The 23,790-nt window shown below is 43.4% G+C and carries 20 protein-coding genes; all 20 read right to left on the bottom strand.

The annotated features are described in order from the left end of the window. Positions 1-3 precede the first annotated feature (3 nt). A complete protein-coding gene (locus tag K5X84_RS02595) occupies positions 4-1,908 on the bottom strand; it encodes a nucleoside-diphosphate sugar epimerase/dehydratase (RefSeq protein ID WP_222236979.1) in 1,905 nt (634 codons plus the stop codon). Positions 1,909-1,972: 64 nt separating this feature from the next. Continuing rightward, positions 1,973-4,855, bottom strand: coding sequence for a YjbH domain-containing protein (locus tag K5X84_RS02590; RefSeq protein ID WP_244994814.1), 2,883 nt, complete (start codon positions 4,853-4,855; stop codon positions 1,973-1,975). Beyond that, the gene (locus tag K5X84_RS02585) at positions 4,852-5,562 is read right to left on the bottom strand and encodes a YjbF family lipoprotein (protein WP_222236554.1); all 711 of its coding nucleotides are present in this window, start codon (positions 5,560-5,562) and stop codon (positions 4,852-4,854) included. The genes K5X84_RS02590 and K5X84_RS02585 overlap by 4 nt, the downstream gene beginning before the upstream one ends. Positions 5,563-5,716: 154 nt before the next feature. Further along, a complete protein-coding gene (locus tag K5X84_RS02580) occupies positions 5,717-6,016 on the bottom strand; it encodes a hypothetical protein (RefSeq protein WP_222236552.1) in 300 nt (99 codons plus the stop codon). Positions 6,017-6,143: 127 nt separating this feature from the next. Next, positions 6,144-8,891, bottom strand: a complete 2,748-nt coding sequence (locus K5X84_RS02575; RefSeq protein ID WP_244994813.1) for an SLBB domain-containing protein — start codon at positions 8,889-8,891, stop codon at positions 6,144-6,146. Positions 8,892-8,985: 94 nt separating this feature from the next. Beyond that, positions 8,986-10,041: an NAD-dependent epimerase gene (locus tag K5X84_RS02570; protein WP_222236550.1), complete on the bottom strand. Its 1,056-nt coding sequence runs from the start codon at positions 10,039-10,041 to the stop codon at positions 8,986-8,988. Further along, positions 10,038-10,589: a sugar transferase gene (locus K5X84_RS02565; RefSeq protein WP_222236548.1), complete on the bottom strand. Its 552-nt coding sequence runs from the start codon at positions 10,587-10,589 to the stop codon at positions 10,038-10,040. Before K5X84_RS02565 ends, K5X84_RS02570 begins: the two co-directional genes overlap by 4 nt. 36 nt (positions 10,590-10,625) lie before the next feature. Beyond that, positions 10,626-11,546 (bottom strand): NAD-dependent epimerase/dehydratase family protein, encoded by a 921-nt coding sequence (locus tag K5X84_RS02560; protein ID WP_222236547.1) that lies wholly within the window; start codon positions 11,544-11,546, stop codon positions 10,626-10,628. A 72-nt stretch (positions 11,547-11,618) separates the two neighbouring features. Continuing rightward, complete coding sequence (locus K5X84_RS02555) at positions 11,619-12,404, bottom strand: glycosyltransferase family 2 protein (RefSeq protein WP_222236545.1); 786 nt, start codon at positions 12,402-12,404, stop codon at positions 11,619-11,621. 37 nt (positions 12,405-12,441) lie between these two features. Next, positions 12,442-13,584: a glycosyltransferase gene (locus K5X84_RS02550; protein WP_222236544.1), complete on the bottom strand. Its 1,143-nt coding sequence runs from the start codon at positions 13,582-13,584 to the stop codon at positions 12,442-12,444. Positions 13,585-13,628: 44 nt separating this feature from the next. Beyond that, positions 13,629-14,600 (bottom strand): EpsG family protein, encoded by a 972-nt coding sequence (locus K5X84_RS02545; protein ID WP_222236542.1) that lies wholly within the window; start codon positions 14,598-14,600, stop codon positions 13,629-13,631. A gap of 78 nt (positions 14,601-14,678) precedes the next feature. After that, positions 14,679-15,638 (bottom strand): glycosyltransferase family A protein, encoded by a 960-nt coding sequence (locus K5X84_RS02540; protein ID WP_222236540.1) that lies wholly within the window; start codon positions 15,636-15,638, stop codon positions 14,679-14,681. An 8-nt stretch (positions 15,639-15,646) separates the two neighbouring features. Further along, positions 15,647-16,909 carry a nucleotide sugar dehydrogenase gene (locus K5X84_RS02535; RefSeq protein ID WP_222236538.1) on the bottom strand — a complete coding sequence of 421 codons (1,263 nt, stop codon included), beginning with the start codon at positions 16,907-16,909 and terminating at the stop codon, positions 15,647-15,649. A gap of 64 nt (positions 16,910-16,973) precedes the next feature. Beyond that, positions 16,974-18,002: a polysialyltransferase family glycosyltransferase gene (locus K5X84_RS02530; RefSeq protein WP_222236537.1), complete on the bottom strand. Its 1,029-nt coding sequence runs from the start codon at positions 18,000-18,002 to the stop codon at positions 16,974-16,976. Then, entirely contained in the window at positions 17,995-18,696 is a 702-nt protein-coding gene (locus K5X84_RS02525) for an acylneuraminate cytidylyltransferase family protein (protein ID WP_244994812.1), read from the bottom strand. The genes K5X84_RS02530 and K5X84_RS02525 overlap by 8 nt, the downstream gene beginning before the upstream one ends. 1 nt (position 18,697) lies before the next feature. After that, positions 18,698-19,753 (bottom strand): nucleotidyltransferase family protein, encoded by a 1,056-nt coding sequence (locus tag K5X84_RS02520; RefSeq protein ID WP_222236535.1) that lies wholly within the window; start codon positions 19,751-19,753, stop codon positions 18,698-18,700. Position 19,754: 1 nt separating this feature from the next. Continuing rightward, complete coding sequence (locus K5X84_RS02515) at positions 19,755-20,396, bottom strand: acetyltransferase (RefSeq protein ID WP_222236533.1); 642 nt, start codon at positions 20,394-20,396, stop codon at positions 19,755-19,757. Then, complete coding sequence (neuB, locus tag K5X84_RS02510) at positions 20,389-21,462, bottom strand: N-acetylneuraminate synthase (protein WP_272877063.1); 1,074 nt, start codon at positions 21,460-21,462, stop codon at positions 20,389-20,391. The genes K5X84_RS02515 and neuB overlap by 8 nt, the downstream gene beginning before the upstream one ends. A gap of 2 nt (positions 21,463-21,464) precedes the next feature. After that, on the bottom strand, positions 21,465-22,637 hold the full coding sequence (neuC, locus tag K5X84_RS02505) for a UDP-N-acetylglucosamine 2-epimerase (protein ID WP_222236532.1): 1,173 nt from the start codon (positions 22,635-22,637) through the stop codon (positions 21,465-21,467). 10 nt (positions 22,638-22,647) lie between these two features. After that, a complete protein-coding gene (locus K5X84_RS02500; RefSeq protein ID WP_222236530.1) occupies positions 22,648-23,784 on the bottom strand; it encodes a LegC family aminotransferase in 1,137 nt (378 codons plus the stop codon). Between the last annotated feature and the right edge of the window lie 6 nt (positions 23,785-23,790).

The raw sequence follows: 23,790 nt of genomic DNA, 5'->3' as shown, positions 1-23,790 counted from the left end.
CCATCAAACAACATCGGTCTCATCATCACTGCATGTTCGGTGTTTATTCCAAATAACATCACAAATATGGTCATCCAGGGGTTTATAGCCGGTAGGGGCATCCAGCAGTAACTGGCGTAATTCATCAATGGCAAAACGCTGACAGGCGTCATCCAGTAGCGTCAGCAGTTTCTCCATTTCGTCCCAGCTTAAGAATTGTTCATTAGCCCGCAAAATACGCGGGTGATCGCTGGCTTCTACGTTGTCGCCAATTAAAAGCTCTTCATAGAGCTTCTCGCCGGGGCGTAAGCCGGTAAATTCTATAGCAATATCACCGTGCGGATTCTTCTCGGTCTTCTCTTCAAGGCCGGACAGACGAATCATTTTACGGGCTAAATCCACAATTTTGACCGAGTCGCCCATGTCTAACACAAATACCGAACCGGAATGACCCATAGTACCTGCCTGAATGACTAACTGCGCGGCTTCGGGTATGGTCATAAAAAAGCGGGTAATGTCCGGGTGAGTAACGGTTACCGGGCCACCATGTTCTATTTGTTCTTTAAACAACGGAACCACCGAGCCGGAAGAGCCCAGTACATTACCAAAGCGCACCATAGAAAAGCGCGTTTTAGGCTGACGCTGAGCCAACCCCTGAAGCACCAGCTCTGACAAACGCTTGGTTGTACCCATTACATTGGTAGGCCGAACAGCCTTGTCAGTAGATATTAATACAAACTGCTTAACACCGGCTGATATAGCTGCTTCTGCCGTATGCCAGGTACCAAATACGTTATTACGCACACCTTCAACCATGTTGTACTCAACCAAAGGTACGTGCTTGTATGCCGCTGCGTGGTAAACGGTGTCGACAGCAAAAGTTTTCAGAACCGTTTCTATGCGGTTACGTCGCTGAACCGTGCCTATTACCGGAATAATTTCTGCGCCTATGCCCTGGTGTCGGCAAACCTGCGTTAACTCACGTTCAATGGCGTATAACGCAAACTCAGAAAGCTCATACAAAACCAGGGCTTTAGGCCGCTGTTTTAATATTTGACGACAAAGCTCTGAGCCAATTGAACCACCGGCACCGGTTACCAATACGGTTTGCCCGGTAATGTGCTTTTCCATTAACTGCGGTGCGGGTGTTACCGGGTCACGCCCCAGTAAGTCTTCAACTTTAACGTCCTGCAATTGATCAATGGACAAATCGCCATTCACCATATCAGCCATGCCGGGCACAGTTTGTACTTTTACCGGCAAGGTTTCTAAGGCATCTAGTATTTGGCGCCTGCGCGAACGCAAAGTACTGGGTAGTGCCAGCAGAATACGCTGAATGTCTAAATCACGAACGACACACTCTATATCCTTTGGCGCAATAACTTTTAACCCCAGTACCGAGGTGCCCTGTAAGCCGCTATCGTCATCCACAAACAACACGGGGTGAAATTCGTCACCATTGGACAGTGCCTGAGCTAATTGGCGGCCAGCAGAACCAGCACCATAAATGGCAACGCGATCTTTCTGGCGGCTCATAACCCGTTGGTAAGCCTCGCGAACAATCAAACGGCTGCCACCAGTTAACAAAAAGGCTATTAGCACATAGTTCACTACAGCCGATACTGGTAAGGCAATCCCCATCCATAGCGCGCATAAAACCAACAAAACACCACTGATTATTACCGTAAAAAACACCAGGCTCAGTACTTTAAAGCCAACGTAACGCACCACAGCACGGTAAAGCCCAAAGCGAATAAAGGCCAACAAGGTGACACCCATTACCAGCCCACCCAAAATCACCCATTGCGACCAGCGCAACGGCATAATGGCATCAAAGCTGAGTAGATACGCAGCAAGCATGGCCACGGTAATTGACGCTATGTCAATTACCAGGCCAATGCCACGTTTTACATTGCGCGGTAACTGCATTAACACTTTTAATGCTTTCAAAAAGTGCTCCCTTCCTTTAAAAGCCTGAAAAAATCATACCACATTAACGGTTATAAAAAGGTGATCTGTCATCGGTATAGTCGTACAAACGCGTTCTACGCTGCAACTGTTGTCCACCATTACGCGACAACGGCACCCAGGTAAAGCCAACTCGTTCACGGGTGTTTCTAATGCTCATTAAGTCAAACGGAATGCTAATAAAGAAGCCTTTAGTAAAGCTGCCTTCACCATATTCCTCAGACGAGACATTCGTAAATGCCGCATAAGCACCGGCAACCACACCACTGTCAAAGCGTTTTTGCATCATCACATTCACGCCTCTGTCCCCTGCAAGAAACTGACCAAAGTCGAGCTGAAGTAATGAGTCCGACAACCATGGCATTTGATAATACACACTGGCAAAACCGGTAGTGACTTCGTAATCCAAAAAGCCACCGCCTCCTTCAAAGTCACGCTGTCTAACGCGGTTAGCACGCAAACCAAAAGCCCAATTACTGTCCACAGGGCGATACAAAACTTCTGCGCCCACACCACCAAACATGCGCTCCAGGTAACCGGCATAAGCCATAGCAAACCAGTCCTGGCTTAAACGTTTATGGTAAGTTACCTGAGCGGAGTCTAGCCAAATATCATTTTGCACATAGCGGCGTATGTTAGTCCGCACATTGGGCAAGGCATCTTCTCCGCCGTCTAAAAACTTAAAGTCATCGTAATTGGTGGCGATGTTAAAGCCCACCTCACCGAACAATTCAACATTGTCTGTTAACCAACGGCGCCCAAAAGCATAAACACCTAGCTGGTAGGTATAAAAGGTTTCAGGGTTACCAAAGCTCTGATCTAAAAACGGCTTCAGACCAAAGCGGCTGGTAAATTTATTCTCAGGGTTCAGCATCCAGCTTTCGTCATTCGCTGACGGCATATCCGGCGCATTCTGACGTACAAACAGATCGTCGGTTTCATCAACGGCTTTGCCCGGGTCTTTATTCAGAACGCGGTCTTTAAACTTGTTCGCATCAACCTGTGTATTTACGTTCGGGTCAAACAGCGCCATGTCCACCAGGTTATAGGTACTTACGCTATCCGGTAACTCAGCCGCCATAATACGCGCCGCTCTGTCATAAGCTTCACTGCTGTCACGATAACGTAAATGATAAGCGTATAGGGTCACTTCGTCGTCTTCTGCCGCAAAACGTGCACCGCTAAAGGCACCCTGCTCACGCATAGCAAGGTTCATATCCACCCAGTTAACATCGCTCAGTTTCAGTTTACGCTTCTCCGGCGTTGGCACGGTTTTGTCCGGCGCAACCTTTATTTGGTCCAACGTACCGAAGTTGGTGCGCAAACTGAAGTTAAACATAAAGGTGTTACCACGCTCATAACTTAACTGTACGTCAAAGTAGTCGGTTACCTGGTAATTGGCTCCAAAGTTCCAGCGGCTATCGGCTTTAATCGGCACACCGGCTCCCTCGGTCGAGTAATCATTACTCTCGTATTCCGCTTTCAGACTTAACGGCTGCCACGGGGTTTGGTACTCAACTCCCCCAAAAAAAGCTGCTGGCCCGGTAAACCAACGATCATATTCTAGTTCACCGCCCGTTCCACTAAATCCTCCTTCCCGCTCGCAATATTCATCAGAAAGATCGCAAAAAGGGTTAGTAATGTCATCGTGCGTACCTAAGCGCCCGAAGCCCAAGCCTAAACTGACATCCAGCGGACCAAAACGCTTGTTCGCTACAATATATTCAGCATCAAACAAACCTGTGCCGGCAAAATCACGAAAGCCTACGCTAATTTCAGGTACCCAGTAACTCTCTTTCCACAAGCGCGCTTTCAAATCAAAGCCTTTATCAGCATATATGTTGTCGCCACTAAAACCGGGGACATTGCTGTACTTGCGATTTGGAAACTCTGTATAAAAGGCCGTGGTTTCCAGCCAAGGCAGTAATTGCAAATTAACCGTATAACGACGGTACTCTTCCATATCACTGTAGGTAATAGCAAAAGCCCCCTCTTCAGCCATACGCGCTGTTGGGGTCTGCAGTAAACCAATAGAGCCATAGTCATTGTAGCTGGGAGATAAATCACGGCGCGACCAATGCCATTCTGAGGTTACATCGCTGTCGGTTAACGTATACAGGGGCAAGTTCATTCTTTGGCGTGAAGAGCCACCGCCAATAAAGTGTTTTAGCAAGGCGCGAATATCGGAATTTAGGTTGCTAAATTTAGGGGGTAACTGGTTCGGCTCAAAGCCCAACCACAGAATATCACCCGGCATAAGTTCGGCAGAGCCCTGCTGATAGTAAGCCCAGGCAGCCTTTTGCTCATGTCCCGCGCGAACCCTTACCGCTTCACTTTTATTATAACCAGCTGCCAGGCCATTCGTGTTATCAATACTGTTCAGCCAATCAGGTATGGTTTTGCCGCTGGTAAACTCATACTCACCCGGGGAATTAACTAGGCCATATACAGACACGGAGTTTGGCCGTTCCGGCGTATACAATGCATACTCACCTTGTGGTAGTAACGGGTTATGAGCGAGTTTCACGCGGGCATTCTCAATTCCTATTTGGCCCCAGTACTGCTTGCCAAGCTGCCAATTTCCTACCTGGCCTCTAAGCAGTGTTGCACTCTCAGCTTTATCGGTTTCTCTGCGCGACTGCCAGTAACGCTGAAGCTCTGTCAGTTTAGCCAGAATTTGTTCCCGCTGCAGTTCAATTCCTTCTTGCTCGTCAATTTTAACCAAACGGACCATAGGCCAATAGGCATCAGCCAATACGCCTTTACTTTCAGCTTCATCCAGTGCTTTCTGCAGTCGCACTGGGCCTTCAAATTCGTACGAAGGTTGTTGTGCCAGAGCAAGGCAAGAACAAGTTGTGCTGAACAGCAGAACACTCTGAGTCAGTATTTTATTGAGTTTTGTCATCATTGCGCTTCTTGCCCTTGTTGTTCTTTTTTCGCGCTGCGGCTTTGGGAGTAGTCACGGCCTATCCAGGTAACTTGTGTCAGTGTTAACTCGTCACCACCAGGGAATAGCGTCTGTTTGCTTTTAACAACATGTCCGTCATCTTCTAACCAAAACTGGTTAATAAAACGCTTACCACTCAGCTCAAACTCGCCTTCTTCAACCACTCGTGTGGTGACAACGGGGCCAATTGGTAAATCTAGTGTTTGCCTGCCCTCAACGGAAAAGTCTGAAGTAACCATGCGGCTTAGCGTTTTATTATGTAGATCAATATCGTACTGGCGCTGCCAGTGTGTTTCGCAACCTGCCGGGGCCGTCACTATACAACGTAGGGGGTCATCACTCAGGTTCGACACCGCCAAGAGGTTATTGTTTAAACTCTGAGTTCTAATGATGCGGCCATTACGCAGCACCAAGGTTTCTTTCTCAGCAGTAATAAAATGCCAGTCATCCGGTTTATTAACGTAACCCAGAACAATTAAGCTTTGCGGTTTGTCCGACCATTGCGCATATAGCGAGGTATAAGGGAAGGAGTCTATTTTTTCCTGAGAAAGTTCCGCATCTTCAGCGTCTTTAAAAGCGTACTCTACCGTCGCACGCACTTCACTGGTTACCGCCGTACATGCGTTCAATATCAGTAAAAAAATAGGTATCAGCAACAAACGAAACATGTTTTTTCTCACCTTTCAACGGGCAGTCATCGGACAAAAAAATACCGCCATTAAGAGGCGGTATTTTATCACAGTAGCCAAGGCAAAAAACAAAGAAGCGCTTCCCCATCCTTAACCAAAGCTACGAATCACTTATTCTAGCTTAAGTAAACTCTTACTGAGCTGGAATAGTGATTGTATAGGTGTTAGTACCAGTACCAGTAACCGTCACAATTGGGTCTGGATCAGGGCCTGGGCCTGGGCCTGGGCCTGGGTCAACGTCAGGGTTAGATGAGCTGTCAGTGATAACAGCTATAGTAGCTGCTGCTGCAACACCTGCAAATACCCAAGCTTCTGTTGATAAGCCGCCTGCGCCGCTTTCAGATGCTTCTGCGCCTGCTGCGCCTTGTTGTGCCATTGCAGGAGTGGCCGCTAAGCCTAACGCTGCAACAACTGATAATGCTAAAGTTTTCATAATATTCACCTCACTCCAGAGATATAGATACATGTATCGCTGTGACTGAAAACATTCCAGTTAACAGCAACTTTCATAGTATGCCGCTAAGCATTAAAATGCAAACAGCATTTACATCAATTTTCAATTAAATACCGTTAATTGCCGCTATCGCCACAGCTGAATTATAAATAATACCCGTCACTTTAGACCACAACTCTAAGCTTTCGCTGTAGGTTGTATCCAGCGGCACAACAATGGTATCGCCAGGGGCTAATTGAGTGCCGCTGCCAAAGCTAAACCAACTGCTGCCACCTTTAAACGGCACTATGGAGCCGTTAGCTTTCACCACGTAAATACGGCCTTCGTCAGCTTTTTCCTTCGTACCGCCACTACGCGAAATGTAGTCATTAACATCAAGCTCAGGATCAAAGCGGTACGAGGTTGCCATCTGAACTTCACCCATAATGCTTACAGAGTCGGCTTTAGAAGGCACATGTAGTGTATCACCGTCTTTAAGCTGAATGTCACGCTCACCATTCATCGCCAGTATCTTAGGTAAGTCAAGAATTAAGCGCCCCACAGGTTCTGTTGACATTAAATCTGCCAGTAAGGTGCGCATTTGACTATAAGAGGCACGGCTGTCACCGGTGCCGGTAATCATATTACTGGCTATTTCTCGCTGGAGTTCCTCCGCCAGAAGTTGCATACGCTCTTTTTCGCGTTCGCGCAGTTCTTCACGGGTAAATACAGCGCCCTCAATAAAGGCGTGGTCGGTAAAACCTCCTGCCCGTTTAATTAAATCGGTTAAGGACTCACCGCGCTTTATCGCATAGGTTCCAGGAAAGTTAACTTCGCCACGTAAAGTCACTTCATAAGTATTCTGCCATTCAGGAATACTCAGCACGTTTAAACGGTCACGACCCTGTAGCTGAACATCTACTTCGCCATTCAGCACTTTATCCAGTTCCACAGTTAAATAGTCGGTTTGCGCCGCACTGCGTCCAATATTCACCCGAGTTATTTCTGCACGCTCAAGATAAGCGCTGTCTTTTAACCCACCGGCTGCATCCAACAGTTTCTCAGCAGAGGCATTTTGAACTAACGGGTAAACTCCGGGGTGATTCACTTCACCAGCTACGTAGACAAAAGGTGTATTGCCATTTTCAGTACGCTGCCGCTGTAAACGCTGCATAATAGGTTCAAGCAAGTTTTCGCGTGAATATAGCGCCAACTCTTCTTTCTCTACGCTCATTTCATCTTCTTCAGAAGAGCCAAACATTTCGCGTAAAGGAACAAATCTATTCGCTTCTTTTAGTTCGTCATCTAATTCTTCTTCGGAAGACTTCTTCTCTTTAACTAAGTCCTGCAAAAAAGCCATGCGGTATTCTTTTAAAAGCTGCTCGCGATCTTTCTCTTCTTTTTCCTGCTCGGTTAAGGTAAAGCGCGACAGCTTTTGTTCTTCTTCGTCTTTGGTCTGGTATCGGCTGAAAATGAGTATCTGATCGCGCTCTTGCAGAGTCAGATTCTCCTCTGCGTCACCTCTAATGGCAGCGCCAACCTCAAACTGGTGCACCTGAATATTTCGGCGAGCCCCATGCTCTCGAATAACAAGGCCATAACCCAAATCAGCTTGTTCCAGCAGGTCATGTCGGCTATCCCGTAAAATATCATTAACTTTTATGCCTTCTTGCCACTCGTAGTGGCCAGGTCGGCTCACAGCACCTATCAACATGAGGCTACTATCTAAAGAGTCCGAGACTTGGCTCAAAGTAAGAACATCGCCCCCTGACAGACTGCGCTGAAGGTCTGAGTTACTGGTTAAATCAACGGTACTGATAAGCCGCTTACCATTCACAATGCGCTGCAACTGTGCAGATGAAAGGTAAGCATCGTCCTCTGCTCCTCCGGCATAACGCAGGGCATCTTTCAGAGTTTCGTCACCTTTAAGTTCGTACAGTGCAGGTCGCTTCACCTGTCCTTTAACCGTAATCATGTCGCCTCTGGCGGGAATAAAGACAACATCGCCACTTTGCAGCATTTTGTCGTCAGAAGCGTCGCCGTTTAGCAGTAAATCATACAGGTCAAACTCCGCCACCACTTCACCACCACGCATTAAGCGCACGGAGCGTAATGATGCAATATCTGACACTCCACCAGCAACGTAAAGTGCCTGGCTAATTGTTGAAAGTGAGCTAACCGTATAGGCTCCGGGTTTATAAGCCTCACCAACAATAAACACTTGAATGGAACGCAACTCTCCCATAGAAACAGCTGCGTCATAGCCAATTAAACGATCATCTACGCGATTTTGAATAAGTTCCTGCATTAAAGTGTAGGTTAGGCCTGCTACTGATATCGCGCCTAACTTTGGAATAACGACTTTCCCTTCACGATCTATAATTAAATCGTAGGTTAAGTTTTCTTTACCAAACAGCTGTACCTTAATGCTATCGCCTACTCCCATAAGGTAATTCGCAGGTACCGGAGCATGAGACGTAGGAGCAAAAGTTTTTGGTTCACCAGCAAATAGCTCATAACCAAAAGGCTTAAGTTCTTTATCACCGCGGGTAAATTGTTTTTCCACATCTTCAGGAATTATCGGGTCGCCGTCTTCATCAAAACGCGTTCCTCGCGGGAATACTATGTTCTGCTCTTCATCTGCATTTTCGCCAGGGAAGCTTTCGCTATCGCCATTCAACTGATCCAACATAGAAACATCAATACCAAACTGGCGCGCTATTTGCTCCTGTTGCGCACGGGGCAAGTTTTTCAACTGCTCTAGCTGTTGCTGGCTCGGCATGGTTTGTCCGCTATTTTGGGCAGAAGCGTCAACAGATAAAACAAGCAGAGCTAAAGAGACCAACAGTTGGGTTATAATGAGTAATTTTTTCATAAGTAGCGGGCTTTAACCTATTCAGAGGTTGCAGTTAATTCCTATAAATTGACGTGTAAGATACAGCAATTTGTTAACAGAGAAAAGTAACAGCTTAAGCTAAGCCATAAAAGCTACGATACCAGTCAACGGTGCGTTTCATGCCTTCGGTTACCGGCGTTGACGGCTTGTAGCCCATATCGTTTTCTAACTCAGACACATCGGCATAAGTGGAGACAACGTCGCCGGGCTGAATGGGATGAAAGTCTTTCGGTATTTCCACCCCGGCGGCATTCTCAACGGCTTCTATAAAGATCATAAGCTCAATGGGTTGGCTGTTGCCTATATTATATACTTTATAAGGTGCCGAGGAGCTGGATGGGTCTGGCTGTTTAGCATTCCATTCATTGTTGGCTTTGCATGGGTTCTCAATAACGCGCACCACACCTTCAACAATGTCGTCAATATAGGTGAAGTCACGCTTCATTTTGCCGTTATTAAACACTTTAATGGTGTCACCATTTAGCGCGGCCTTGGTAAAAATAAAGGGCGCCATGTCGGGTCGGCCCCATGGCCCATATACAGTAAAAAAGCGCAACCCAGTGCACTGTATGCCGTACAGGTGCGCGTAGGTATGTGCCATCAATTCGTTCGATTTTTTGGTGGCCGCGTATAAGCTTACCGGGTGGTTCACACTATGCAAAGTTGAAAACGGCATTTGTTCGTTCAAGCCATACACCGACGAACTGGACGCATAACTTAAGTTTTTAACGCCGTTATGGCGACAAGACTCCAGCACATTCATAAAGCCAACAATGTTGGAGTCGATATAAGCGCTGGGGTTTTCCAGTGAATAACGCACTCCGGCCTGGGCCGCCAGGTTACATACGGCGTCAAATTGCTCCTGTTCAAACAAGGCTTCTAATGCTGGCTTGTCTTCAAGCTTTAACTGCACAAAAGAATAGTCAGGGTATAAATCGGACGGAACCTTTACACCGTATTCAATATTGCTTTGCTGTATGCCGCTTTCTTGCAGGCGGCCATATTTTAGGTTTACATCGTAGTAGTCGTTTATGCTGTCCAGCCCAACTACGGTATGGCCTTGTTTTAGCAGCTTTAAGGCCGTATAAAAACCAATAAAACCCGCCGTGCCTGTTACTAAAACCTTCATTTAACTCTGTCTCCAGAACCTTTGCCGGTAACCGTCATTAGAATATACTGAAAGTAGCTTTTTATATTGAGTGTGCGAATCATTTTTGCGTCCGTCTCTGCTAACAGCTGTGGTGTCGACATGTCTATTTCGTTTACCTGCGCTAATCCGGTTATGCCCGGACGAACGTTAAACACGCCTTTTGCTTCGCGCGCCTGGGTTAGCTCTTCCTGATTAAACAGCCCCGGCCGTGGGCCGACTAAACTCATCTCGCCTTTTAGAACATTCCAAAGCTGCGGAAGTTCATCCAGCTTGGTGCGACGTAAAAAATGCCCAAATTTTGTAATAGAGGCGCTACTGGCTAAATGGCTGGCTACTGAGGCGGTGTCTTTTTTCATGGTTCTGAACTTAACCAAAACAAAAGGCTTTTTGTTTTTGCCTACTCGCTCTTGGGTAAATATGGGGGAACCTGTATCGAACAGCCCAATAAGAGTTAGCAGGACCAGAATAGGAAAGCCAATTACCAAGCCTAAAGCTGAGAATAGAAAATCAAAAAAACGAAGCAGCATGTATACCAATCCCTACACCAAAATTTGAATAAATACTTAAAGCGATGAAAAAGCCTTTTGGAGCGCAGAGTCAACTGATAAAGACGGCTTCCAACCCAACAGCTCTTCATTCTTTTTTATATCGACCTGCAAATCTACAGCTAATTTATCAATCATCTCTTCTTTTCCAACAGTTCTTCCTACTTTCCTTAAAAAAGAGACAGGGACGGGCAAAAGCAACGCTGGTTTACCTAAAGCTTTCGATATTTTTCTCAAAAAGTCAGAGGTAGAGAGGTCTTCCCCATCACTCACCAAAAAAGTTTCGTTTGCCGCATTTGGATGCGTCAAGCATAAGTGTGTGAATTCAGCGAGGTTATCAATGGAGACGAAACTTCGCTTATTATGGATAGCCCCTAAAGGTTTTGGTAACGGTAACTTTGCCAACTTTACAAACTTGGCAAAATTTCCCGGCGCACCTGCTCCATAAATTAAAGGGGGGCGTATTATGACTACCTCCATACCTGTTTTTACTGCTATGTTTTTTAACCCTTGCTCCGCTTTAAACTTAGACTCTGTATAGTCGTCGTGAGGAGTTACTTCGTCATCCGCTTTAAAAGGAAGCTGACTCGATGAACCATTTACCCCTATTGAACTAAAAAAGATGAATCGCTTAACCCCCGCTGACGCTGCTCGTTCAGCTAGCAAAACCGTTAAATCAGTATTTATATCTCTATAACGACTTGGATCAGCTTCGGGATTATGAGCTAATCCAGCACAATGAACAAAGACATCTGTAGCATGACGCTTTATCAAGTCTTCATCTAATTCCAGTAAATCTTTTAAGAGAATTGAATGGCTAAGAGCTTGCTTAGTAGCCTCCTTTCTCACAGGAGTTATTACTGAGACGCTCAGCTCTACTAAGAGGCTATATATATTACTACCAACGAAGCCTGTGCTTCCTGTTAACATGACGTTCATAAAAGAGTTACCTGGGGCTATGCAGACGAATTAGCTGAAATACAGCTGCAACATAGCGATTTTAAAAATCACTCATTTCAAAAGACCAAGAAACCTTGCTAACGAAGGAGTTTTGGTACGTATTAGCCCTCGAACAGCGTAATGACTAAAAAAGTACGCAGAAGAGAGCAAATTCAATTTTTCGTAATGACGATACAACCGCCATGTATATGAGGCTGCATTAAGTTTATTAGCCGAAATGGAGTTTGAGTGTACTCTATAGTTTGCCAAAACTTCGTTTAAGCCGTATGCATAATCAGTCTGCTTCAGTAGTTTCAGCCACAGCCCTAAATCTTGGCGTTTACGAATCAACGGCATATACACTTTCCCGAAATATTCGGTATCGTAAATGGCAGTTAAACAGCCTATAGAGCAAACCTTAAGGAGATCATAGTAGTTGACTAATAAAGGAATCCCCACACTCCCCGTAATATTGCCTTGTTCGTCAACCTTATTATAAGCAGAGAAAACGAAGGGATAGTTATTCTTTCGCATAAATGCAAGTTGAACTTCTATTTTCGTGGAAATCCACATATCATCACTATCTAAAAAAGCGATATAGCGTCCTTGAGCCTTCTCTATCGCGGTATTTCTCGCTACCGCAGATCCGGAATTGGTAGACAAACAGCAGTAAGTAATTCTGTCGTCGGCCAAAAACGGTTCAACTTTTTCACAAGTACTATCTGAAGAAGCATCGTCTACTAGAATTAGTTCCCAATCTCTAAACGTTTGGGAGATAACAGAGTTTATTGAATCTTCTACATAACGTTCTGAGTTATAGAGGGGCATCACTACTGAAACTAAAGGCTTACTTTTCATTATCTAACTTACACCCAATACTTTTATGGTTGCTCCATTAAAGGCTATCCCAAACCTCTATATACTTTTTCATTTGCACATTAACATCGAAGTTAGAGACTATTTTGTTTTTAGCTCTTCTCCCAATAGTTAAATAATCCTGAGGGGTGAGTGCTGCAACCGAGTTGTCGAACTTCTTTTCGTTTCCTATTATGATACCGTCTTGATTATTATCAATAAGCTCTTCAATACCGGGAGTTTCAGAAACATAGCAACAATTCTCAAAAAACATGGCCTCTTTTACTATGTTAGGCAAACGTTCACCTGGTTTTTCCGATAAAAAAAGAAAAGCAGAGCTAGCGCTCAGAGTTTTGAAAAGTTCGCTTTGGGGAAGGAAACCGGAAAACTGGACGGACTTCGAAACTCCTAATTGAATGCTCATTTCTTTAAGGCGCTCTTCTTCAGGTCCATCACCTGCGATAACCAGTCGAGCGGCAGGGTTTTTATTCGAATATTCTTTAAATATCAGTAGAACTTTGTCGAAACGTTTATCTCTGATTAATCGTCCACCTGTAACCCATAAATTTGGATCTTTCTCTTTATTGGAAAAGCTGCGTAAAAAATCGACATCTACGCCTCTATGAATAACAGTTACATCGCATAGACTATTACATAATTTCAGTATACGATTCCTATTGCAATATGCATGCGTAAAAACATGTTCTAGTTTTCTTGCTAAATCTAATGAAAAGTTAAGTTTCATTTCCAAGTCATAAGCACCTAAAAACATACTTAGCTTTGTATTCATATTCGATTTATAAACAAGATAACCTACAATAGAGGGGTAGTGCCCCCAAAATAAATGAACAACATCTGGGTTAGACTTTTTAAGAGCAGAAAATATACTAAAGGCACGAGGCACCAAATAAAGTGCAGCAAACAGTTTACTCGGGCGCCTCCATTCATTTTTTATAAGCCAAGAAATTAGCTTAGAAAAAAGGAGGGGGTTAGAAAAGATGCCATAAATCGATTTTAAGAATTCAGAAATGGTAACATGATAGCTCCCGTTACCAATTTGGTTTCGCCCCTTCAAACTGTGAACAGTAACATCAACTCCAAGTCTTTCTAAGGCCTTAACATCGCTACGAGCAAAAGTCTCACTGGCAGCTAAAAATTGCATCGTAATATAGGTAACTTTCATGAAATAGCTCTTTCTTCGACCTTGGGGTACAAAACACGATTGTACTAAAGTATGAACTGTCGTGTTCCAAAGAGTAAGATGGGGAAAAAACCTAGAACTGACAAGGCAGCTCTTAAGATCGAACTTTGTTTAAAATGCCATTCTAAACTTAAAATCAGGTGAGGGTACAATAACATTAAAGCGAACATAGCGGTTCGTTCTGCTCCTGTTGATGTTAGAAGCAAGGATGTCGTCACGACGCTATATATCGAGAAAAGTAGTATAATATAACCCTTAATTTCATGTTGTCTTACTTTGAGCCTGGAGGCTATAACCATAACACCAGATATCAATGCTATTAAAAACAGATATGCTAAAACTAAATTTTGACCGGTTGAAGCTGACGATTTTGTATCTGCCGACAGCAGCACCGCTATAGGCGTCAAAAATACAAAAACTACGCCTAGAATCTTTTCCCATATTCTTTTTGACATCAGAAAAAAGGGCGCTGAAAAAAGTCCAGCAACATTATGGCTCAAGCCGGCAAGAAGGAAACTAAAGTATCGTTCACTCAGATTTTCATGGGACATTGAAAATGCATACAAAACAAAAATCACTGAATACCATTGCCTATACACATTTTGAATGCCAAGAATGAAAGGAAAAAAGCATAAAAACGAAAAAAAGGCATACTGAGGTAAACGATAGTTCTTAAATGCCTTATATAAAACTCCTAAAGCAATTAGGTCGAATAATATGAAAACAGCCTCTTGACTCCCTAAAATTTGATATAGATACCTTTGTCCTATCCAAACCACAGGTTCCCTCAGATAATAGAAAGAAAAAGAGCTAGATAACATTGCATCAGCATAGGTCTGTATATCTACATCAAAGTTTCTAAATCTTATGACAACCGACATTACTAGAGAAACTACAAAGTAGAGTAGACCAAAAACTCTTTCAGATGGAATTATTTTTTCTTTTAAAGAAAAAAGCAGTGAAAGAAAAGCCAGAAAAAAGTAAAGAACTAATTCCAAAGAATCGCCTCAGAAGCTATAAAAATTGACAATAGAAATTCAGATGACTTTGTTTGGTAAAAAATGTCTTTTAAAAAACTAAATAGGAGCAACTCTTTTCTTTAAATTGGTTAGCTTTTCTACAAAACCTTTAGGTAAAGTAGAAACAAAAGACCAAAAAATGCAATAAAAAAAAGAATTTCGAAATCTAAAATACCGCCAGAGAGGCGATATTTTTGAACCTGCCCTTCTATGCTCAAACCACGCTATTTTGACGAGTCTGTTCAAATATCTATCTAGCATCTTAGCTTCACTTTTGTCACACTTATCATACAAAGGCTGAGCAAATTCAAAATTATAACCAATACTCGGAAGACTAGTTTTAGATACGCCTACTACGTCTTTATACGTGTGAGAGCCTAAATAAGAAGACCAAGCAAAACCACTTGCTTGGGAAGTAAGTTTTAACCACGCAAGAATATCTCCAGAACGTTTAACCTTCCCTTCTGGGAAGACATCTCCATTAACACAGTCTTTATGGAAAATTATTGAATTGGAATTAAATGGCTTATCCAACTGGAAAGACAACTGAAGATATTCAAGAAAAGAGAAACCTCTACTCTCTAATCCCTTCGCTCGGAAGTGTTTTGAAAACGCGTCAGTCTTAACTTTACCTTTTTCCTCAATTAACCTGCTAGTTGTAAGTACTTTTTTATCCGGATATTGCTTTGTTAGCTTTAGGGCTTTCTCCAAATGCTCGGGATACCACATGTCGTCAGCATCTAGTAACGCAATCCAACGACCTTTGGAGCTAGTTATACCAAGGTTTCTTGCCGCGTAACCACCCGGACCAGGTTTGTCCCTATAAATAATTCGAATTCGGTCATCGATTATACTTTCTACAACTTGCTCACTTCCGTCAGTAGAAGGATCGCAGACCAGTATAACTTCGAAATTTATGAAGCTCTGCTTCAAAACCGACTCAACAGCTCTTTCGACATAAGAAGCTTTATTGTATATAGGCACAACAACACTAAACTCAATATCTTTATTAGTCATATCTGTGCTTAAAGCGTCCAAGTCGAAAATCTTTTAGAAGACTTTACATCGATTAGGATTAAATCTCCTTCGACAATACCTTTCAAAAGCTCTTCGCTATATCCATTAAAACAATTATGATTTACAGCTAATATTACTGCTTGATACTTACTTTCATTAAAGTCGATCTCAGCGACCGCTTTGAAGTTTTTATTACTACTCCAAGAATTCACCCAAGGATCATGCACGAAGCAATTTACGCCAAATTTATTTAAATTATCGATAATATCAATAACTCTTGTATTCCTTGTGTCGGGACAATTTTCTTTAAAAGAGTAACCAAGAATCAACACATTTGAGTTCTTTACCAATTTTTCTTTGTTTATTAGCTCTCTAATTGTCGCATCAGCTACATACTTACCCATACCGTTATTTATTTGACGAGAGGACAAAATAAGATTCGGCTTATAGCCTAACTCTTCTGCCTTGTAAGTTAAATAATAAGGATCAACTCCTATACAGTGCCCTCCCACTAAACCAGGTTTCATCTTGATGAAGTTCCACTTAGTCGCGGCAGCCTCGATAACCTCGTCAGTATTAATACCCATTTCATTAAATATCATCGCGAGTTCATTAATAAGAGCTATATTGACATCTCGCTGTGTGTTCTCAATTACCTTTGAGGCTTCAGCCACTTTAATACTTGACGCAAGATGCGTTCCTGCCGTTATTATAGATGAATATAGTTGATCAACTTTTCGTGCAATTTCTGGAGTTGAGCCCGAGGTAACTTTTAAAATATTTTTTACCGTATGCTGTTTATCGCCGGGATTGATCCTCTCTGGTGAGTATCCGCAGAAAAAGTCTTTGTTATAAACTAGATTAGAGAGTTTCTCGAGAATGGGAACACAAACCTCTTCCGTCACGCCGGGATAAACCGTCGACTCGTAAATCACGATGTCTCCAACTTGTATTACATTAGCTACCGTTTCGGACGCTTTTTCTAAAGGAGTCAAGTCGGGCTTATTGCTTTTATCGATAGGAGTAGGAACTGTCACGATGTAAATATTGGCACCTTCTATCTCTGATGGATTTTCAGAGAAAACCAAATGCTCATTAACAGCTCTTAGTTCTTCACTCGCAACCTCAAGTGTACTGTCGATGCCTGCTCGCAGCTCTTCTATGCGCGCGCTGTTTATATCGAATCCTATTACAGAGTATTTTTCAGCGAACGCTACAGCTAGTGGAAGCCCAACATAACCCATTCCAATTATACAAATTTTATCTTTCATTATTTGCCTTTTTAAGCATTAACAAACGGCTGCGACAATGACGCTTTATAACAACCAAACTGAATTATGAAACAACATTAAGACCTTCACTAATGAAGTGCTTATATAGATGCCCAATATCTGCTCTATGCTTAACGCAGATCTCCTCGGGCAACAATTGAAATGCTCTAACTTGAGTTCCCGACAATAAAACCATCGCATTATTTAAAACACTGGAATATGCACCTGAAACTTCAAGTATACTCTGACTATGCTCTATTAAGAAAATTTCTGCGGGTGAATCTGGAATAATAACCTGTAGTCCCAGCTCATTTCTAATTACATTTAACTTCTCATCACTTTCATCTCTATGAGCGCAGTAGACTAAATCACATTCATATGATGCATAAAATTCTTTCACTCGCTCTAGAAAGGATAGCTCATACTCTCGGGATATTATTCCTGACTCGCTATATTTTGACCCAAAGAAAAATACTTTTCTTTCAATCGAGCTTGTTTTCGTACTCTTAAGCAGTTCTTTTAAGTATGAGAAATCGATAGGATATAGAGATTCAGCTTTAATAAAAGCTGAAGCCAAATACAAAGGAGATTGGAGTACCCGTTTTTTTATGAAGCGGTGATATATTTTTTGTTTCACAAGGCTTTTTATGAAGTTCCTCTGCTTCCAAAGAACAGTAGGATAATATACACCTTTATCTAGAAATTTACGCTTTATTTCTAAAGTTGTCGCACCATCATCCATTAAAACAGTCTTTTTCGGTGAAACAGCAACCCTCATAAAGTGCATCCATTGTGATCGGAACTCGCCAATGAATAACTGCTTAATACCTTTTGAAAATTTTTTTCTAAAGTAATTTAGCTCTCGTAAAATACTTCTATGGCTCGCTAAGCCGCTACTATTGTTAAATAATACTTTTTTTTCGAAAGACCAATGTCCTTTACTGATAACACTCTCTATTTGCTCGTTATTCCGTTCTCGCCCCTTTGCAAGGCGATAAACAATTCCATTTTTTTCATCCTTAAAGCGCAAACTTAGCTCCAGGGCAACTAAAGCCTGCAGAGGTGACTCCACAACAAATAAATTATCAACCACCGAGTAACCCCTCACAAACTTTAAAATCAATCTCTTCATCAATATCCATAGAACGCATTCTCGGCATTATTGATGCTTTCAGCTCGGGAGAGAATAGAGATTTTTGCCTCATAATACACCCAACAGAAGCCACATAAACCGCCCCGTTAAGCCGGTATTCTTTTTCGTAGTCTTGAGAGCGTTTATTCAACAGTTCCGTGCCTGTAAATGACATACTTTCATCAACCCGCCCAACCCAGGCAGTTGGATGCTCCACTTCACAAACGCTAACCACAGTATTTCTGTAATTATGAGCTTCTGTATCGTTATACAAAAGAAACGCATTGCGAATATCATCTTCGTTTCGAAGCGGCGAAGTAGGCTGCAGCAGAATAATTGTTTGTGGGTTATTACCTAACTCTTTTTCAGACTCAATAACATCTGTTATTGCGTCGACTGTACTTGCTGTATCCGTTGCTAAATTGTCAGGCCGCTTGCGCTTGTAAACCCCTTTACTTTTGTATGCATCAGCCAGTCCAAGTATTTCATCATCGTCGCTGGTCACGATTATTTTCGCATCTAATTTGGCTTTTATTGCGGCTTCTATTGTCCAACAAATAAGAGGCTTACCCGCTAACGGCTTAACGTTCTTTCTTGGAAGGCGTTTACTTCCGCCTCTTGCAGGTATAATTATAAGAGTTTCTGAACTATTCATGTCATTCAAAAGACAAGCCTTTAATATCAGCTTGTGCGCGCTCAAAATCATCCATACGACCAATATCCAGCCAGTACTCATGAATAGGAAACATCAAAACTTCTTTATTAGCGTCCAGGTATTTCTGCAATAACGTTGGCATATCTATATGGCAATTTTTATCGACTGTTTTAAATACTTCAGGATTAATCACATAAATACCAGCATTCACGAAAAACCGTTGAATCGGTTTTTCCTCCATACTAATAATGCGTTCACCGTCACCAACTATCACTCCGTAAGGTATTTGGTAGTCGTATTCACGCACACACATAGTTGCCAGTGCAGCGTTCTGAACATGAAAGTCTAATACGCGTTCAAAATCTACGTTGGTCAGTACATCGCCATTCACCATAATAAGAGGGTGTTCAGGTGTATCGTCCGGCAACAGACCAAGGGCTCCTCCTGTGCCAAGAGGAGTCTCCTCATGCACATAAGTAATGTTTACCCCCCATTTACTGCCGTCACCAAAGTAGTTTCGAATAACGTGCGGCAGGTAATGTGTTGAAATATAAAACTTCGAAAAACCCGCTTTAATAAAATTAAGTATCAGGGTTTCTAGTATTGGGCGTTCGCCCACTTTCAGCATTGGCTTAGGAGTGTCATCTGTCAGGGGACGTAATCGTGTTCCAAAACCACCTGCCATAATGAATACAGGGTTACTATACTGCTTACAGCTTTTTGCTTGTTGAAGGGTCTCGAGACCAACTAGTTTGCCTTCTTCCAGAATAGGAGTAGCCAGTATGCTTTTGCTTTGCATTAACGCGACGGCGTCTTTTCTAGAGGTACTGTTCGTTATTGTCGTTGGTGACGGATTCATTATTTTATGAACGTCACATTCCAAACCTATTCCTTTTAATAACGCCCGGCGAATATCACCATCTGTAACAACACCAAGTAACGTCATCGAGTCATCACAGACTAAAACGATACGTAATGCTTCTCTATCTAACTTCTCCAAAGCGTCCTTGACAGAAACTGACGGACCGACAACTGCATTGCGCCAATCGTAACTCATGTTACTGACTTCCCTTCTTAGTAAATGATTTTGCTGGGTAGTGCATGTCTCTTGCAGAAAGATTTTTTGAAACAACGGAGCCAGCTCCAACAACGGCACTATCGCCAATATCAACTCCCTGAATGACCGTTGCTCCTGCTCCGATGTGCACATTATTGCCAAGTGTTACATTGCCACAAATCGTTGCTCCTGGAGCAATATGGCAATGTTTTCCAATAGTTACATCGTGCTCGACTATAGCTCCCGTATTAACTATTGAGTTCTCGCCAACATTACAGGCGTTTAAAACCGCGCCTGGCAATACTTGAACGCCTTCTTCCAGCACCGCATACTGAGATATTATTGCTGTTTCCGAAACAACCGTTAAAAATTGATAGCCCGCTTTTTTAAAGCGTTTAAATAACTCTTCTCGCAAGTTATATTGGCCAGGCAAAGACCCTAATGCGTTAACCAAAGTTACCTCGTTAACGTTATAGTGCCTTACCTCGTCATCTTTTCGAAGATGCTTCAGTCCCTTAAACTCTTGCGTTCGTCCTAGCTCAGGAGCCACAACCGCCTGTATGGGAGTGTTATGGGTCACTAAAATACCAATGATTACTCTGGCATGGCCACCACCACCCAGTATTAAATATGGCTTAGTCAATCAGAGTATCCCCTGGTTGATAATCATGATTACATTTCTGGCCTATAACTTGCCAATAATCATAGGGAGAGCGGCCTCCGCCGGGACGCTTCACAGCAATGTCTTCTGCTTTAATAACCTGGCCTTCTTTTATCGGCTGAACCACTACCAAACTTTTTCGGGCAATGCTTTTATTTTGAACTTCTGATACCGTCGGCCGTTTAACACCATCCCCTAGCGCCCTTTCCACGTTTCGAATAGCAGTGACCATGTTGGCGAGCTCATCAGGTTCTAATGAAGCTTTATGATCAGGCCCTTCCAGATTTCGGTCCAGAGTAAAGTGTTTTTCAATAATCGTTGCGCCTTTAGCAACGGCAGCAATCGGAATGGTAATGCCTCGACTGTGATCAGAATAACCAATTTGTAACCGGAACGTATTGGCGATGGTATTCATCGCGTTTAAATTAATTTCTTCCATCGGTGCCGGGTATTCTGTCGTACAGTGCAGTACTGTTACTTTTTCACGTAAAACTGACTGGCCCAGGTCTGAAGCGTATGCAGCTTCAAAATCAGCACGAGTTGCTGCTTTTGCGTTAGGGTTTAAGTACCCGTAAGCAATAACCCCCAGGATCGACTCAATTTCGGCCATTGTTGCCATACCGGTGGATACAATTAAATTGCAGCCTGTCTGAGCATGTTTTAACGCCAAAGGTGCGTTAGTGATTTCACCAGACGGCAGTTTTAGTCGATTCAAACCTAAGTCATTGACCAGAAAATCAAGACTTTCATCATCAAACGCGGTTGAAAGGAATTCAATACCGAGCTCTTTGCAGTAGTCAACCAGCTCATAATGGAGTTCATGGCTTAACTCTAGACGCTGTAGCATAGCTAACTGACTTTCTTCTTTGCCCATGTTTTTTTTCTGGTAGTTTGCCTGCGTGGCTTTTTCCGTCACCAGATTTTTGGCTTTGAAGGTTTGAAATTTAACAATATCGGCTCCCGCTTTATGGGCAGCCGCGACTAAATCCCGGGCCAGCTTTGCGTCGCCATTATGGTTCACACCGGCTTCAGCAATGATTAAGGTCATTATTATTGCCCCCGTTCTGGATCTAAATCATGAAACGTTTTAACGCCGGTTAATTCTGCACGACGGATAAGACTGAGGATTTCTTCACAGGCGTTACCTTTGCCGTACGGGTTCACCACCGAACTCAGAGCGCCTGACTTAACTTGTTTCAGCGCTTCGGCTAAGGCGTTTTGAATACTGTCTTTGGTCGCCGCGCAATGGATCACGCTGTCGGCGGCCAGCCGTCCTAATTGACGGTCACCAATATTCACGGTCGGCACCTGAAACGACGGTACCTCAATAATACCGCTGGATGAGTTGCCGATAACAACTGCAGCCTGTTTGATCGCACTTAAATAGCGCTTCTGGCCTAACGATGAAACGGCTAAAACCCGGCCTTTATTTTTTGCCGCGTAAGCTTCTATCAGTGGAATGATTTTCCGCCCGCCTTCGTCGGCATTCGGATAGGTCATAATGACTTGTAAATCAGGGTGCGCGTCCAGAGCCTGAGTAATGTTAACGAACGTTTCTTCTGCCGGCTCGTTCGCTAAAGTGACAGGATGATAGGTCATAACAGCAAAGTCATCCTTGAGCGAAAACCCTAAAGAATTTGACAGCTCGTAACGCGACATTAATTTAGATCGCTTAATATGATCAAGTCCGATAGCGCCGACATTCACTACCCGCTCAGGTGATTCTCCTAATTGAATAACCCGTTGGCGATAAGCGTCTGTTGAAGTTGCATGCAACAGACTTAACTTCGTGATGGCATGACGTATGGCGTCATCATAAGCCCCTTCGGTGATCTCCCCGCCATGAATATGCAACACCGGAATGCGCATTAGCATAGCAGCCTGGGCAACACCCAAGGCTTCGTAGCGGTCACCCAATAGTACCAACATATCAGGCTGCAGCCTGGCAAGCGCGTCGGCATAGCCAATAATGCCCAGCCCCAGGCTTTTTACCGTGCCAACGGCTGAATCGGAAGACAGCAACATTTCCACTTTTTCGGCAATGTCAAAGCCGTCGGCTGTTATCTGATCGATGGTGTGACCAAATTCCGGTGACAAATGCGACCCTGATACCAATAACTGAAGCGTTAAATCATCAGCATGTTGAATGTCTTTTAAAAGCCAATACAGAAGCCCGTACTCAGCTCTTGTGCCTGTAAACACCGCAACCTTTTTTGCTCTCATCACATTAGCCTTAAACCGGAGAACTCGGAAGATTTACCAGGCGAGATTCAATGTCTTCGGAAACCGATAAACTACCTCGTAAGCACTGACTAAACATCGGTAACCTATGCATTAACTGCCAGATAGGACGGCACATAATGCCTGATCCGTTTTGTCCCTCAAGCAGTGCATTGCGTGCCGATTTATCCTCACACAATATTGCATTGAGCCAGAAGTTCGAGCGCCCATGACCAGGTTCATCAATAAATTCATAGTCTGATCCTTTAAAAAAGGCCCGATACTGATTAGCCAGCTCCCGCTTTTGCTCTAAAAACGCGGGCAGCCTTTGCATTTGAGCACAGCCTAGCGCAGCATTTAAATTCGGCATACGGTAATTAAAGCCCGGTTCATCGTGATAAAACTCGTATGGGTGAGCAACCTTGGCCGTTGTTGTAATATGCTTAGTTCTCTTTCCATTAGATTCGTCTGCACAAAGCACCATACCGCCACCGCCGGTGGTAATCACTTTATTACCATTAAAGCTTAATGCGGCGAACTCGCCGATAGTGCCCGTATGTTTGTCTTGATAATATGAACCCAGGCTCTCGGCCGCATCTTCGACCAGAGTGATATGCCACTTTTTACAGATACGCTGTATTTCATTTAAATGTGCCGGGTGTCCAAAGGTATGCATGGGCACCGCTGCCTTAATGGCTTTCCCAGACTTTTTATGCACACAGCTTTCGCCTTCAAGCCTGGCGTTGTCATCCAGAAAGGCCTCCAACGCCACCGGACATAGCCCTAGAGTTTCACGCGAAACATCCACGAATACAGCCTCGGCGCCCATATGATGAATAGCATTGCAGGTGGCAACAAAGGTTAATGCCTGGGTAATGACTAAATCATTGCGCGCTACGCCAGCCATATAAAGAGCAGTATGCAATGCTGCTGTTCCATTCACCGTCGCTATCGCTTTTTTTGTACCAGTGAAACGTTCTATTTCATGTTCAAATTGATCAACATATTTACCGACGCTCGATACAAAGGTTGTTTCAATCGTATCCAGCACATTTAACTTTTCCTGCTCACCAAAGGTTGGTGCGTGCAAAGGAATAAATTCCTTCGTTTTATACAGAGAACGAATAAACTCACTTAAATGGTTCGACATGTTGCT

It is taken from the genome of Idiomarina abyssalis (assembly GCF_019797805.1).
GTDB classification, from domain to species: domain Bacteria; phylum Pseudomonadota; class Gammaproteobacteria; order Enterobacterales; family Alteromonadaceae; genus Idiomarina; species Idiomarina abyssalis.
The sequence above is the reverse complement of the archived record's forward strand: the minus strand, read 5'-3'. Positions and strand labels throughout refer to the sequence as shown.